This is a genomic window from Roseovarius bejariae, from assembly GCF_009669325.1.
In the GTDB taxonomy this organism is placed as follows: Bacteria; Pseudomonadota; Alphaproteobacteria; order Rhodobacterales; family Rhodobacteraceae; genus Roseovarius; species Roseovarius bejariae.
This window is the reverse complement of the sequence record NZ_SZWE01000001.1, coordinates 312,562-326,569: the sequence shown is the minus strand read 5'-3', so window position 1 is coordinate 326,569 and position 14,008 is coordinate 312,562. Positions and strand designations below refer to the sequence as shown.

The following is a 14,008-nucleotide window of genomic DNA, read 5'->3' as shown; positions in this document are numbered from 1 at the left end:
CGAATCCTATGCGGGCCATTACAAACCGACATTGATATCAATTAAACTGCAAACGAAAAAACGGGCCGCCTTGCGCTGCGGCCCGTTCGTATGTGCGTGTTGTAGTGGGCGCGGTTTATTCCGCTTCTTTCATCAACTGGTCCTTGGCGACGCGCAACAGTTCGTCCATCTTGCCGCGGATCGTATCGGCATCGGCCAGATCACCCAGATCACCGGCGACCTTGCGTACAACGTCCTCGTGGCCGGCTTCCTCGAAATCCGACAGCACGACCTCTTTGGCATAGGCATCGGCATCCGCGCCGGTCTTGCCCAGAAGCTCCGCCGCCCAAATCCCCAACAGCTTGTTGCGGCGGGCCTCGGCCTTGAATTTCATTTCCTCGTCATGGGCGAATTTGTTCTCGAATGCGTTTTCGCGATCGTCGAATGTGGTCATTTGGGTCAATCCCCTAGTGCGGCGTTGCTGTTGGCCAAGATATGCCGCCCCGCGGCGCGGATCGCAAGGCCCCAGTGGCATGTCATGGCGTCTTGCGGCAATCCCGCCCATGCACTAAGAGGGCGCCAAGGACCCGCGGGACTCATCCCCGGTCAGCGACGGAGGCTGCATGGCGCGGCGCAAGAAAATCTACGAAGGCAAGGCGAAAACCCTGTACGAGGGGCCGGAACCCGGCACCGTCGTGCAGTATTTCAAGGACGACGCAACTGCCTATAACGCCGAGAAAAAGGCTGTGATCGAGGGCAAGGGCGTTCTCAACAACATCCTGTCCGAGTACTTCATGCTGGGGCTGACCAACATCGGCATTCCCAACCACTTCCTCAAGCGCCTCAATATGCGTGAACAACTTGTGCGCAGCTGCGAGATCGTGCCGCTTGAGGTGATCGTGCGCAATTATGCCGCGGGCTCCATGGCCAAGCGCCTTGGCATCGACGAGGGCACGCAACTGCCGCGCCCCATCGTCGAATACTGCCTCAAGGATGACAAGCTGGGCGATCCGCTGGTGACCGAAGAACATATCGCCGCCTTCGGCTGGGCCAGCCAACAGGACATGGACGATATCCTCAGCCTCGCCTTGCGGGTCAACGATTTCCTGTCTGGCGTCATGTATGGCGTCGGCATCCGTCTGGTGGACTTCAAGATCGAGATCGGCCGCATCTTCGAGGGGGATTTCCAACGCCTGATCGTGGCCGACGAGATCAGCCCCGACAGTTGCCGCCTGTGGGACATCGAAACCGGCGAGAAGCTCGACAAGGATGTCTTCCGCCGTGATCTGGGCAGCCTGACGGATGCCTATACCGAGGTGGCCACCCGCCTTGGCGTCATGCCCAAGAACACCGCGCAAGTGACCAAACCGACGCTGATCAACTGATCGCGCATCAAACACGAACCGGCGCCGCCCGCGCCATGCAAGAACGGGAAGATGACTGATGAAAGCTCGCGTGCATGTCATGCTGAAAAACGGCGTTCTGGACCCGCAGGGCGAGGCCGTGCGCCACGCCCTCGGCCAACTGGGCTTTGACGGGGTCGAAGGGGTGCGCCAAGGCAAGGTGATCGAACTGGACCTTGCCGAAACCGACGCCGACAAGGCCCGCGAGACCGTGACCGCCATGTGCGAAAAGCTGCTCGCCAACACCGTGATCGAAAGCTACTCGGTCGAGGTGTCGTGATGCACGCCGCCGTCATCGTCTTTCCCGGCTCCAACTGTGATCGTGACATGGCCGTGGCGCTTGAGCGGGCAGGGGCCAAGGTCTCCATGGTCTGGCACAAGGATACCGCGCTCCCCGAGGGCATCGACCTGATCGGCGTGCCCGGTGGGTTCTCCTTCGGCGATTACCTGCGCTGCGGCGCGATCGCCGCCAATTCCCCGATTTGCCGCTCGGTCGTCGCCCATGCCGAAAAGGGCGGTTATGTCCTTGGCATCTGCAACGGCTTTCAGGTGCTCACCGAAACCGGCCTGCTGCCGGGCGTCCTGCTGCGCAACGCGGCCCTGAAATATATCTGCAAGCCGGTGGACCTGACCGTGCAAACCGCCGACAGCGCCTATACCTGCGGCTACGAGGCGGGCCAGACGGTCACCTTCCCGATTGCCCACCATGACGGCAACTATTTCGCCGATCCCGAGACCCTCAAGCGCTTGCACGGCGAGGCGCGGGTCGCCTTCACCTACAACGACAATCCCAACGGCTCGGTCGATGACATCGCCGGGATCCTGTCGGAAAACCGCCGGGTGCTCGGCATGATGCCACACCCCGAACGCATGGCCGAAGAGGCACACGGCGGCACCGATGGCGCGGCCCTTTTCGAAAGCCTTGTCTCGCAGGTCGTGGCGGCCTGATCCCCTTGCCGCCCCGCACCTGCGGGCGTAGATTACGGCAATGAGCCTGCTGCCCACCTCATCCAACTCCATGCGCCGCCGCACGCGCACCATCAGTTGGCGCGCGCGTCTGGCTCTTGTTGCGATCCTCGCCATGGCCATTGGGGTGGTCTATGTCACCAACCGGCTGCTCACCGACCGCTTCACCGAGAACACCCGCAACCGCGCCGAGCTACGCCTCGTTCTCTACAGCGGCAACTTGCTCAGCGAGTTGCGCCAGAACGCCATCGTGCCACAGCTTCTGGCCCGTGACCCGGCGCTCATCCAGGCCCTCAACACCGGCGATTACACGCAATCCACGCAACGCCTCCTGTCCTTTCTGGAGGAAATCGGCGCCGCCTCGCTGACCCTGCTGGACCGCGACGGGCGCACCGTGGCCGCGACCGAACGTGACAGGCTGGGCCAAAGCCACCGCCAAGCCCCTTATTATGTTGAGGCCCTGCGCTCCCGCGATACGATTTTTCAGGTGCTTGAGGACGAGACCGGGCAATACCGCTTCTTCTATTCCCGCAGGATCGACAGCCAGAACCAGATCGCCGGCGTGATCGTGGTCGAGGTCGACCTGGGCAAGTACGAACGGGCCTGGGCGGGAATTTCCGACGCCGTTCTGGTGACTGACAGCGAGGGGCAGATCATCCTTGCCACCGAACCCCGCTGGCGCGGCCTGAGCGAGGCCGAGGCCCTGCGCCGCGAACCCGTCGACAGCGCCATCGAACGCGCCATTCAGGCCACCGCCGATTGGACGGCACTGCCCGCCGACGCCTACCTTCAGGGCGAGGCGGTGATGCGGGTCGAGGGCCGCGTGGCCTTCCGCGGATGGCGCATCGCGTCGTTTACCACCTACGCCAGCGTGCGCGACAAGGTGAACGGCGTTCTCGCCCTCGAAATCATGGGGTTCGCGATTCTTCTCGCACTCGCCTTCTATTTCCTGAACCGCAAAACGGCGGTGCGCATGGCGCTTTTCCAACGCGAGTCGGCAGAGCTTCGCGCATTGAACGCAAGGCTACAGCGGGAAATCGCCGAACGCGAAAGGGTGCAGGAAAACCTTGCCGTGGCCGAACAGACCCTCGCGCAAAGCTCCAAACTCGCCGCCCTGGGCGAGATGTCGGCGGCCGTCAGTCACGAGTTGAACCAGCCCCTCGCAGCGATGAAAACCTATCTCGCCGGGGCCCGCCTTCTGCTCACCCGCAACCGCCCCGACGAGGCCGTCTCCTCTTTCCAGCGGATCGACGACCTGATCGAGCGGATGGGCGCCATCACCAAGCAATTGAAATCCTACGCGCGGCAGGATCGGGATGCCTTCGAGCCTGTAAAAATGGGCGAAGCGCTCAATTCCGCCCTGGCCATGATGGAACCGCAACTGCGCCAGCGCAAGATCACCATCACCCGGTCCATCCCCGATGACCCGGTGATCGTGATGGGCGATAGGGTGCGTATCGAACAGGTGATCATCAACCTGCTGCGCAATGCCATGGACGCCACCGAAGCCAGCGACGATCCCGCCATCGACATCCTGCTGGCCGGTGGCGAAACCGCCATGCTGACCGTTCGCGACAATGGCCACGGGATCGAAGACATCGAAAACCTGTTCGAGCCGTTCTACACCACCAAGCAGCCGGGTGATGGGGTGGGCTTGGGTCTTGCCATTTCCTCGGGGATCGTCAACGACCTTGGGGGCCGGTTGACCGCGCGCAATGCGGTTGGCGGGGGGGCTGTATTTGAAATGCAACTCCCTATCTTACCTGAAGAAACCCGTGCTGCGGAGTGATCTGACATGCCTAGTGCCATGAAAATCGCCATCATCGACGACGAAAAGGACATGCGCCAGTCCATCAGCCAATGGCTGGCGCTTTCGGGCTATGACACCGAGGCCTTCGGAAGTGCCGAAGAGGCGCTCAAGGTACTCGGCCCCGATTATCCGGGGATCGTGGTCTCGGACATCAAGATGCCGGGCATGGACGGAATGCAATTCCTCAAGAAACTGATGGGCACCGATTCAAGCCTGCCGGTGATCATGATCACCGGCCACGGCGATGTGCCCATGGCGGTCGAGGCAATGCGCATGGGCGCCTATGACTTTCTCGAAAAGCCCTTCAACCCCGACAAGATGAACCAACTGGCCAAGAAGGCCACCAATGCCCGCCGCATGACATTGGACAGCCGCGCCTTGCGACGCGAGCTTTCCGATGGCGGGCAACTCATGAAAAAACTGATCGGCGTCTCGCCGGTGATGGAGCGGCTCAAGGAAGACATCCTCGATCTGGGGCAGGCCGATGGCCACGTTTTGATCGAAGGCGAAACCGGCACCGGCAAGACTCTGGTGGCCCATGCGCTGCACGCCGTCGGCTCCCGCGCAGGCAAGAAGTTCGTTCTGGTGTCCTGCGCCGCCCTTGAAGAAGACGCGCTGATCAAGCGCCTCTTCGGCCCGGTCCAACCCGAAGACAGCCAGATCCCGGCGGTGGAAGAGGCGCGCGGCGGCACCCTCGTTCTTGAAGATATCGAGTCGCTTTCCGAGGCCGCCCAGGCCCGGTTGCTCACCTATATCAACGATGAAGGCACCCCGCCCGAAACCCGCATCGTGGCAATCTCCAACATGCAGGAACAGGATCGCACCTGCGAAGACGCCCTGCGCTCGGACCTGTTCTATCGCTTGGGCGCGTTGCGGATCACCGTGCCGCCCCTGCGCCAGCGGGGCGAAGACATCCTTACGCTCTTCACCCGGTTTTCCGAGAATTTCGCCGATGACTACGGATGTGATACCCCCGAGGTCAGCGCGCAGGAAGCCGCCCAGCTTCTGCAAGCGCCGTGGCCCGGCAACGTGCGCCAACTCATCAACGTGGCCGAACGCGCCGTCCTGCAATCGCGCCGCGGCTCGGGCACCATCGCGTCGCTCCTGATGTCTGACCATCAGGAAATGCAGCCTGTGATGACCACCGAAGGCAAACCGCTCAAGGAATATGTCGAGGCGTTCGAGAGGATGCTGATTGACAACACCATGCGCCGTCATAAGGGCTCCATCGCCTCGGTGATGGACGAACTTTGCCTGCCGCGCCGGACGTTGAACGAGAAAATGGCCAAATACGGCCTGCAACGGTCCGACTATCTTTAAGGTCGCGGCGTCAACGGGTGGCCCAAGACAGGGCCGCCCGGACAGCCACCATGCATTTTCCCCATTGTAATTGGCCCACTCAACGCTTTAGTGTGTCCTACAGGCCGGGATTTTCCCGCGCAGCAAGAGTTTCGCTGTTTAGGGCCGCTGTCGGACGAATACTGCGTCCACACCTCGAAACAGACCGATATGATCCCCCGACCGGGGATCACCCGAATGCCTGCCGCCGCACGGACGGCCCCGCAGGTGACAGAGTTGGCGCAAGGCAAAGCGCCGGAGAAGAAGAACCGCGATGAAGCGCGCGCTACACCATAGGCAAGGGGCAGGTGCCGAGACCGGCGCACCCTTCCGTACGCCCGCCATCGCGCCCAACAGACACCCGCCGCATTCCACAACACCCCCCGGTCCACCCGGGCAGGGCGTGGTGCGTTTGCCGCGGTGCAAACGGATAACATGGCTAAGAAAATGCTCATCGATGCCACCCACGCGGAAGAAACCCGCGTCGTGGTGGTCGACGGAAACAAGGTCGAGGAATTTGATTTTGAATCCGACAACAAACGGCAACTCGCCGGAAACATCTATCTCGCCAAGGTAACACGGGTCGAACCCTCGCTTCAGGCGGCCTTCGTCGATTACGGCGGCAACCGCCACGGCTTCCTTGCCTTCTCGGAAATCCACCCGGATTACTACCAGATCCCCGTGGCCGACCGCGAGGCGCTGCTGGAAGAGGAACGCGCCTATGCCGAGGCACAGCGCGCCCGCGAGGAAGACGACGAGAAACCCAAGAAACCATCGCGCTCCCGCTCGCGGTCACGCTCCAAGACCAAGGCCGAAAAGACCGAGGCCGGGGATGCCGTGATCAGCACCGAGGCCGAAACCACCGCCGAGAATGGCGAAATTTCCGGCATGGAAACCATCGACCTCGAAACGCCAGCGTCCGAAGGCACGCCCGAGGGCTCTTCGCCCATGGAAACCGTGGCCGAAACCCCGGTCGAGGAACCCTCCGACGATACATCGGACACGAGCGCAACCGCGGAGGATAAAGCCGCAGACAGCGCTGCCAAGACCTCCAAAGCACCGGCCAAGGCCGACGCCGCCAAAGATGAGGGCAACGACGATTCCGACGAGGGGGCCGCAAAACCCTCTGACGCCAGCTCGAAAGACGACTCGATCGAATCCGTCGCCGACGATGACGATCACGAAGACATCCGCCCGCCGCGCAAACCGCGCCCGCGCCGGTATAAAATCCAGGAAGTGATCAAGGTCCGCCAGATCCTTCTGGTGCAGGTCGTCAAGGAAGAACGCGGCAACAAGGGCGCCGCCCTGACAACCTACCTCAGCCTCGCGGGCCGCTACTGTGTCCTGATGCCCAACACCGCCCGTGGCGGCGGCATCTCGCGCAAGATCACCAACGCCGCCGACCGCAAGAAGCTCAAGGCGACTGCCGCGGAAATCGACGTGCCCACCGGGGCGGGCCTGATCATCCGCACCGCCGGGGCCAAGCGCACCAAGGCGGAAATCAAGCGCGATTACGAATACCTGCAACGCCTTTGGGAACAGATCCGCGAACTTACGCTGAAATCCATCGCGCCCGCGAAGATCTACGAAGAAGGCGACCTGATCAAACGGTCGATCCGTGACCTGTATAACCGCGAGATTGACGAGGTTCTGGTCGAAGGCGAACGCGGCTACCGCATCGCCAAGGACTTCATGAAAATGATCATGCCGTCCCACGCCAAGAACGTGAAACACTATCAGGACGCGCTGCCGCTTTTCGCCCGTTACCAGGTGGAAAGCTACCTCAGTTCAATGTTCAACCCGACGGTACAGCTCAAGTCGGGCGGTTACATCGTCATCGGTGTGACCGAGGCGCTCGTCGCCATCGACGTGAACTCCGGCCGCGCCACCAAGGAAGGCTCGATCGAGGAAACCGCCCTCAAGACCAACCTTGAGGCCGCCGAAGAGGTGGCCCGCCAATTGCGCCTGCGCGATCTGGCCGGTCTCATCGTGATCGACTTCATCGACATGGACGAGCGCAAGAACAACGCCGCCGTCGAAAAACGGATGAAGGACAAGCTGAAAACCGACCGCGCCCGCATTCAGGTGGGCCGCATCTCGGGGTTCGGCCTGATGGAAATGAGCCGCCAACGCCTGCGCCCCGGCATGATCGAGGCCACGACACAGCCATGCCCTGCCTGTCACGGCACGGGTCTGATCCGCTCGGACGACAACCTCGCCCTGTCGATCCTGCGCCAGATCGAGGAAGAGGGCGTGCGCGGCCGTTCGCGCGAGGTCCTGGTGAAATGCCCCGTGGGCATCGCCAACTTCCTAATGAACCAGAAACGTGAACATGTCGCGCAAATCGAGGCGCGCTACGGCCTGTCCGTTCGTATCGAGGGTGACCCGCTGCTGATCTCGCCCGATTTCAGCATCGAGAAGTTCAAGACAGCAACCCGTAATGTCCCCGAGGCGACAGCCCCGGTGGTGTCGGTCGACAGCTCGCTGATGGATGACATCGACAGTTCAACCGAAGAATCGGCCGAAGCCAAATCGGACAACACTGCCGAGAACGGTGACAACAACGGCGAAGAGGGCAAACCCAAGAAGCGCCGCCGCCGCCGTCGCCGCCGCTCCAAGTCCAAATCGGGCGAAGAGGGCCAGAACGGCGAGGCACAGAACGGCAACGAGGGGGAGAAACCCTCCGAGTCCGGGGGCGAGGCCGCCCAGCCTTCCGAAGCCGCCGAAGCCAAGACCGACGACAAGGCTGAGGAAAAACCCTCCGAGGACAAGCCGAAGAAGGCCACACGCTCGCGGTCGCGCTCAAAATCCAAGGCCAAAGCCGATGAGGCAAAAGCCGAAGATACAAAGGCCGCGGATGCCGAAACCAAGGCAGACGGCGCAGACGACAAGGCCGACACCGGCGAGGCCAAGGCCGAGAAGCCCAAGCGGACGCGCAAACCGCGCAGCACCGCCAAGGCCAAGGCCGACAGCCCCAAAGAGGAGGCCCCCGCCGAAGCCCCGAAGGAAAAGGCCAAGGCCGCCCCTCAGCCGGAAAAAGCCGCTGAAGCCGCCCCGGTCGCTCAGGAGGCCCCGGAACCCGCCCCGGCGGTGCAGGAGGCCCCGAAAGAGGCCGCACCCGCCCCGGCAGAGGCCAGTGAGGCCACACCGGCCAAGCCCAAGAAACGCGGCTGGTGGTCATTGGGCCGCTAAGCCGGATCAGCAAACAGAACGCCGCGCCCCTCGGGACGCGGCGTTTTCTTTTCGGGGTATTCCGCGTGTCAGGGCGCCTTGTCGTCGCGCTCGGCTTCGGCCTGCTCCGCGGCCCATGCGCCCGCCGCCTCCACCGCCACGGGCGAGGCCGAGGGCAAAACCCCAAGATAGCTCTCGGTGTCTTCGACCGGTGTCATTTCGCGCTGTGTCATCCGGTAAAGCGCATAAAGCGCGATGATCCCGAAGGTCGCCCCCAGAACCAGCCAGAAGGCAAAAGGCCCGATCCACTGCATGGCCCAGCCCATCACCATCGGCCCGGCAATCGCGCCAAGACCGAAGGTAAATACCAGCCCGCCCGAGGCCGCCGGCATGTCCTCGGTTGCGAGGGAGTCGTTCGTATAGGCCAGGAACAGCGCGTATAGCGGCATCGTTGTGCCGCCCGCCATGAAGGCCGCCCCCATCAGCGGCCACATCGACCCGCCCAAGGTCCAACCTGCCGCGCAGGCCACCGCGCCAAGCAGGGCCGCCCCCAGGATCAACTTGCGCCGGTCCATCCGGTCCGACAGCCAGCCGATGGGATATTGCAGCAACAAGGCCCCGCCGAACAGCATGGCCATGAACAGGGCCACCTCGGCGGTGCTCATGCCCGTCTGCGTGCCAAAGACGGCGGCCATCCCCGACTGCGCGGCATAGACACTCCCCAGCAGGAATATCCCCACCGTGCTCAGGGGCGCGCCGCTGAACAGCTTGCGCAGCGGCATGGGCCGGGCCACCTCGGCGGCAGGCACCGGGCTGGCTGATAGCAGAATCGGCGTCAGCGCCAGCGACACGAGGATCGAGGCCCCGATGAACAGCACCGCCGTGCCCGCATCCCCCAGCGTCAGCAAACCCTGCGCGCCGATAACGCCAAGGGTCTGCGCGATCATATAGGCCGACAGGACCTTGCCGCGTGTCTCGTTCGTGGCCGCATCGTTCAGCCAGCTTTCGGCGGTCACGAAGATGCCCGACATGCAGAACCCCACGAGCACCCGCAGGATCGTCCAGACCCATGGGTCGGGCAACAGCGGAAAGGCAATGAGGGCGCCGGACATCAGGCTGCCAAGCGCCGCGAACACCCGTACATGGCCCACCCGCCGGATCAACTCCGGCGACAGGCGCGCGCCCGACAGGAAGCCCGCGAAATAGCCCGAGGTGACAATCGCCAGTTCCGAGGCCGAGAACCCCTCGATCCCGCCGCGCAGGCCCATCAGGGTAAAATGCATGCCATTGCCCAGCATGATAAACACGATTCCAAGCAGCAGGGCCCAAACACCGGACAAGACCTGTATCATCGCACATCTCCCATGTGGCGGCCCGGACAGGGGGCCGATACCTCCCCCATGCCGCAAGCCGCGCCCGGTGTCTTCGCAACCGCGCCCCGAACTTGGAGATTTACGACAGGAACTCGCCTGTCAGCCGTCTGCCTTGCGCACCACGTAAACCTGGTGCCCGTCGCCTTCGCGCAGGGCGATGAACTCATGCCCCGATTCGGCGCAGAAATGCGGCACATCGATCACCGCCGCCGGATCATCGGCCAGCATCTCGATACAGGCCCCCGACGCCAGCGGCGCCATCCGCTTGCGCAGCTTCAAAACGGGCAGGGGGCACAATAACCCCCGCGCATCCAAGGTCTCGGTAATCTCCATACCCGCGACTTAAGCGCTCTGTTACAGCCTGTCCACAGGGTTGTGACATCACGTGCCGTGACGCCACCCCGCAATTGGATTATGTGGGGCCCATGTTCGGAATCGAAATCATCGACGCGGGGCTTCTCCCCGCCATGATCGTGGCGCTGATGGCAGGGGTCATCTCGTTCCTCTCGCCCTGTGTCTTGCCCATCGTGCCGCCCTATATCGCCTATATGAGCGGCGTCACCCTCACGGAACTCAGCCAAGAGGGCCAGAAACGCGCCCGCGCCATCCTGCCGGCGCTTTTCTTCGTGCTGGGGCTCTCCACGGTGTTCCTGTTCCTCGGCTTCACGGCTTCGGCCATCGGCCAGACCTTCCTGCAATACCAGGATACCTTCAACACCGTCGCGGGCCTGCTTGTCATGGGGTTCGGCGCGCATTTCGTCGGCGTCTATCGCATCGGCTTTCTGGATCGCGAGGCGCGGCTCGACGTGGGCGACAAGGGCGGGTCGTCCTTCGGGGCCTATATCCTTGGCCTCGCCTTCGCCTTCGGCTGGACGCCATGCATCGGCCCACAACTGGGCGCGATCCTGTCGATGGCCGCCTCCGAAGGCAACGTGACCCGCGGCACCCTCCTTCTGGCGGTCTATGCCGCAGGCCTCGGCGTGCCCTTCCTGCTGGTCGCCGCCTTCCTGCCGCGCCTGACGGGCCTCATGGGCTGGATGAAACGCCACATGGAACAGATCGAGCGTATCATGGGCCTTCTCCTCTGGACCATCGGCCTGCTGATGCTCACCGGCGGCTTTTCGGATTTCTCCTTCTGGCTGCTGGAAAACTTTCCGTCGCTCGCCGCCCTGGGATAAAGCGAAACCAAACCTTTTGGTTTCGCTTGGCCTTACACTCGCCAAAAACCTGCGCTAGGGTCTGACCGGTAATAAGGTCCGAGGTGATGAGCAGCCCAAGCCCTGTGCGTAAAAGGCGCGTCTTCTATATCCCGGGGTACGATCCGATCCACCCCCGCCGCTACCGTGAACTCTATCGCAAAGAGGGCGCGGAACAGGCGCGTATATCCGGCTATGACATCACACTGAGCCCCAAGACAACCGACAAAGGCAAGGGGCGCTACGGCTGGAACGTCAAAGGCCGGATCGACGGTGAAACCACCGAAACCACCTTCGATGTCCTCGTCTGGTCCGACATCGTGCGCGACAGCATGGAACAGGGCATCCTCGGCACCTACGCGCAACTTGTCCGCACCGCCTGGGCCTATATCGCCTCGGGCGCGCTCTGGCGCCTGATGCGCCTGCGCAAGGGGCCGGTCATTGCCGCCCTCTATCCGGTGGGCTTTCTGATCGTGCAGTTGCTTATCGCGCTCCTTGTGGGGCATCTCATCGGTGCGGGCCTGTCATCGGCGACACAACTCCTGCCTCTGGGGCAGGAAAGCACCAGTTTCGCAGCCCATCGTATGATCGCGCACATGGCCTATTGGCTGGGCCTTATCCCGACCGCTTGGGGCCTCCTGACGTGGTTCAAGGCCAAGGATAACAAGTTCTTCGCCTATTACCTGATGCACGACTATGCCTATTCCGCCCGCCACAAGGGGGCCAACCCGCCCGAGCTCGAGGCGCGCATGGCCGAATTCACCGATGAAATCGCCGCCGCTCTGACCGAAGATTACGATGAACTCCTCGTCGTCGGCCATTCCTCGGGGGCCCACCTTGGCGTTTCGATCCTGTCGGATCTCATCCGGCAGGGCAGGGTGCCACGCGATGGCCCCACGCTTTCCTTCCTCAGCCTCGGTCAGGTCGTCCCGATGGTCTCTTTCCTGCCCAAGGCCCACCGCCTGCGCGCCGATCTGCACTATCTTTGCACCCGTGATGAACTCACATGGGTCGATGTCACCGCCCCCGGCGATGGCTGCGCCTTCGCGCTCTGTGATCCTGTGACGGTCTCCGGTGTGGCCCCCGAGGGGCAGAAATCCCCGCTGGTCCTCTCGGCGGCCTTCACCCAGACCCTCAGCCCCGAACGGTGGAAAGAACTCCGCTGGCGCTTTTTCCGGCTGCACTTCCAATACCTCTGCGCCTTCGACCGGCCCGGCGATTACGACTATTTCCAGATCACCGCAGGCCCGCAAACCCTTGGGCAGCGCTTCGAAGGCCGCCCGCCATCGCCCAGTATGATCACCGCACCTGTCAATAAGTTCACGGATATGGCCGCATGACCCTACCACCCAAACCCCCGGCCCGTGAGGGCCGCGTCTCCCTCTGGCGCTACATGCGGCTCTTTCGCCAAGACATCCTCTCGGCGCAGCCCGCGCGCCTTTACCGCGCGTGGATGGCCGAATTCAAAACGCCGTTTTTCCGCTCCTACCTCTGCAACCAGCCCGAGCTTGTCGATCTGGTGCTCAAGGATCGCCCCGACGATTTCCCGAAATCGAACCGCATCCGTGAAGGGCTGGCGCCGCTTCTGGGAAACTCCGTTTTCGTCACCAATGGCGAGACATGGAAACGCCAGCGCCGGATCATCGACCCGGCCTTCGAAGGCGGCCGGTTGCGCGATACATACCCTGCAATGCTCAAGGCCGGGCAGGGGGCCGTGACCCGCCTTGCCCAGTTCGCAGATGGTACACCGCATGAGATCGAGGCCGAGACCTCCCACGCCGCCGCCGACGTGATCTTTCGCACGTTGTTTTCCATCCCCATTGAAAACGACATCGCCAGCCGTGTCTTTCATGCCTTCCGCGACCATCAGCGCGCACAGCCCATCCTGAACCTCGGCGCTTTCCTGCCGCTGCCCCGTTGGGTGCCGCGTTTCCATCTGGCCGAGGCCAGGAAAACCGCCGCCACCATTCGCGGCCTGATCACCGAACTCACCACCGCCCGGATGAAGGCGATCAAGGCAGGCACCGCTCCCGATGACCTTGCCACCAAGATCATGACCACCGAAGACCCGTTGACGGGGGAACGCTTCGAGACCGAAGAGATGGTCGATCAAGTGGCGATCTTCTTTCTCGCAGGCCATGAAACCAGCGCTTCGGCCCTCGCATGGGCGCTCTACCTCTCGGCGCTTTATCCCGACTGGCAAGACAAGATCGCGCAAGAGGCGTCAGAGGTCTACGGCGCTGACGGCCCCGGTTTTGCACAGGTGGGCAAGCTGCGCACTGCCCGTGATGTCTTCCGCGAGGCCCTGCGCCTCTATCCGCCTGTGCCGATGATGGTGCGTGAAACCACGTGTCCCGAACGCTTCCGCGACCGCGACGTGCCGAAAGGCGCGCAAATCGTGCTCAGCCCATGGCACCAGCACCGCCACGAACGGCTTTGGGATCGCCCGGATGAATTTGACCCCGCCCGATTTGCCACCGAAAATGGCAAGACCTGCCTGCGCACCGCCTACATGCCCTTTTCCGCCGGTCAGCGCGTTTGCACCGGGGCGGGCTTTGCCATGATCGAAGGGCCGCTTTTGCTGTCGATGCTTGTCCGCGCCTATCGTTTCGAGGTGGTCGAGGATCGCCCCGCGATGCCGGTGGCCCACCTGACCGTGCGGGGCAAGGATGGGATTTGGCTTCGGATCACGCCGAGGGGGTAGTGCGCTCATCGTGCAGGCCCGAAGAACGCCGGGGTTTCGTACGACTCGTACGAAAGTTTTTCGGGCCT

Annotated in this window: 12 protein-coding genes; 9 read left to right on the top strand and 3 right to left on the bottom strand. The window is 62.9% G+C overall.

Annotated elements, in window-relative coordinates; all coding sequences use genetic code 11:
• Nucleotides 1–115 precede the first annotated feature (115 nt).
• Complete coding sequence (locus FDP25_RS01590; protein WP_154148427.1) at nt 116–433, bottom strand: DUF1476 domain-containing protein; 318 nt, start codon at nt 431–433, stop codon at nt 116–118.
• Between the two features lie 169 nt (nt 434–602).
• Here FDP25_RS01590 and purC point away from each other — a divergent pair, with 169 nt between their 5' ends.
• The 6 genes from purC (at nt 603) to FDP25_RS01560 (ending at nt 8,688) form a co-directional block, all read left to right on the top strand.
• Nucleotides 603–1,364, top strand: a complete 762-nt coding sequence (gene purC / locus FDP25_RS01585) for a phosphoribosylaminoimidazolesuccinocarboxamide synthase (RefSeq protein WP_154148426.1) — start codon at nt 603–605, stop codon at nt 1,362–1,364.
• Nucleotides 1,365–1,422: 58 nt separating this feature from the next.
• Entirely contained in the window at nt 1,423–1,662 is a 240-nt protein-coding gene (gene purS / locus FDP25_RS01580; protein WP_154148425.1) for a phosphoribosylformylglycinamidine synthase subunit PurS, read from the top strand.
• A complete protein-coding gene (purQ, locus tag FDP25_RS01575; protein WP_154148424.1) occupies nt 1,662–2,330 on the top strand; it encodes a phosphoribosylformylglycinamidine synthase subunit PurQ in 669 nt (222 codons plus the stop codon). Before purS ends, purQ begins: the two co-directional genes overlap by 1 nt.
• A gap of 40 nt (nt 2,331–2,370) precedes the next feature.
• On the top strand, nt 2,371–4,137 hold the full coding sequence (locus FDP25_RS01570) for a sensor histidine kinase (protein WP_154148423.1): 1,767 nt from the start codon (nt 2,371–2,373) through the stop codon (nt 4,135–4,137).
• A gap of 6 nt (nt 4,138–4,143) precedes the next feature.
• Nucleotides 4,144–5,478: a sigma-54-dependent transcriptional regulator gene (locus FDP25_RS01565; RefSeq protein ID WP_154148422.1), complete on the top strand. Its 1,335-nt coding sequence runs from the start codon at nt 4,144–4,146 to the stop codon at nt 5,476–5,478.
• 453 nt (nt 5,479–5,931) lie between these two features.
• Nucleotides 5,932–8,688 (top strand): Rne/Rng family ribonuclease, encoded by a 2,757-nt coding sequence (locus FDP25_RS01560; protein WP_154148421.1) that lies wholly within the window; start codon nt 5,932–5,934, stop codon nt 8,686–8,688.
• Between the two features lie 68 nt (nt 8,689–8,756).
• Here the strand turns inward: FDP25_RS01560 and FDP25_RS01555 are convergent, their stop codons facing one another.
• Nucleotides 8,757–10,019, bottom strand: a complete 1,263-nt coding sequence (locus FDP25_RS01555; RefSeq protein ID WP_154148420.1) for an MFS transporter — start codon at nt 10,017–10,019, stop codon at nt 8,757–8,759.
• Nucleotides 10,020–10,139: 120 nt separating this feature from the next.
• The gene (locus tag FDP25_RS01550) at nt 10,140–10,373 is read right to left on the bottom strand and encodes a sulfurtransferase TusA family protein (RefSeq protein WP_154148419.1); all 234 of its coding nucleotides are present in this window, start codon (nt 10,371–10,373) and stop codon (nt 10,140–10,142) included.
• Nucleotides 10,374–10,465: 92 nt separating this feature from the next.
• Here FDP25_RS01550 and FDP25_RS01545 point away from each other — a divergent pair, with 92 nt between their 5' ends.
• From FDP25_RS01545 to FDP25_RS01535, 3 genes are all read left to right on the top strand, one after another.
• Nucleotides 10,466–11,218 carry a cytochrome c biogenesis CcdA family protein gene (locus tag FDP25_RS01545; protein ID WP_154148418.1) on the top strand — a complete coding sequence of 251 codons (753 nt, stop codon included), beginning with the start codon at nt 10,466–10,468 and terminating at the stop codon, nt 11,216–11,218.
• 86 nt (nt 11,219–11,304) lie between these two features.
• Nucleotides 11,305–12,576, top strand: coding sequence for a hypothetical protein (locus tag FDP25_RS01540; RefSeq protein WP_154148417.1), 1,272 nt, complete (start codon nt 11,305–11,307; stop codon nt 12,574–12,576).
• Nucleotides 12,573–13,940: a cytochrome P450 gene (locus FDP25_RS01535; RefSeq protein ID WP_154148416.1), complete on the top strand. Its 1,368-nt coding sequence runs from the start codon at nt 12,573–12,575 to the stop codon at nt 13,938–13,940. The genes FDP25_RS01540 and FDP25_RS01535 overlap by 4 nt, the downstream gene beginning before the upstream one ends.
• The last annotated feature ends 68 nt before the right edge of the window (nt 13,941–14,008 follow it).

Bases quoted from the DNA above. Each gene is read 5' to 3' on its own strand.
- FDP25_RS01590 (WP_154148427.1), bottom strand. From the start codon at position 433: ATGACCACATTCGACGATCGCGAAAACGCATTCGAGAACAAATTCGCC.
- purC (WP_154148426.1), top strand. From the start codon at position 603: ATGGCGCGGCGCAAGAAAATCTACGAAGGCAAGGCGAAAACCCTGTAC.
- purS (WP_154148425.1), top strand. From the start codon at position 1,423: ATGAAAGCTCGCGTGCATGTCATGCTGAAAAACGGCGTTCTGGACCCG.
- purQ (WP_154148424.1), top strand. From the start codon at position 1,662: ATGCACGCCGCCGTCATCGTCTTTCCCGGCTCCAACTGTGATCGTGAC.
- FDP25_RS01570 (WP_154148423.1), top strand. From the start codon at position 2,371: ATGAGCCTGCTGCCCACCTCATCCAACTCCATGCGCCGCCGCACGCGC.
- FDP25_RS01565 (WP_154148422.1), top strand. From the start codon at position 4,144: ATGCCTAGTGCCATGAAAATCGCCATCATCGACGACGAAAAGGACATG.
- FDP25_RS01560 (WP_154148421.1), top strand. From the start codon at position 5,932: ATGGCTAAGAAAATGCTCATCGATGCCACCCACGCGGAAGAAACCCGC.
- FDP25_RS01555 (WP_154148420.1), bottom strand. From the start codon at position 10,019: ATGATACAGGTCTTGTCCGGTGTTTGGGCCCTGCTGCTTGGAATCGTG.
- FDP25_RS01550 (WP_154148419.1), bottom strand. From the start codon at position 10,373: ATGGAGATTACCGAGACCTTGGATGCGCGGGGGTTATTGTGCCCCCTG.
- FDP25_RS01545 (WP_154148418.1), top strand. From the start codon at position 10,466: ATGTTCGGAATCGAAATCATCGACGCGGGGCTTCTCCCCGCCATGATC.
- FDP25_RS01540 (WP_154148417.1), top strand. From the start codon at position 11,305: ATGAGCAGCCCAAGCCCTGTGCGTAAAAGGCGCGTCTTCTATATCCCG.
- FDP25_RS01535 (WP_154148416.1), top strand. From the start codon at position 12,573: ATGACCCTACCACCCAAACCCCCGGCCCGTGAGGGCCGCGTCTCCCTC.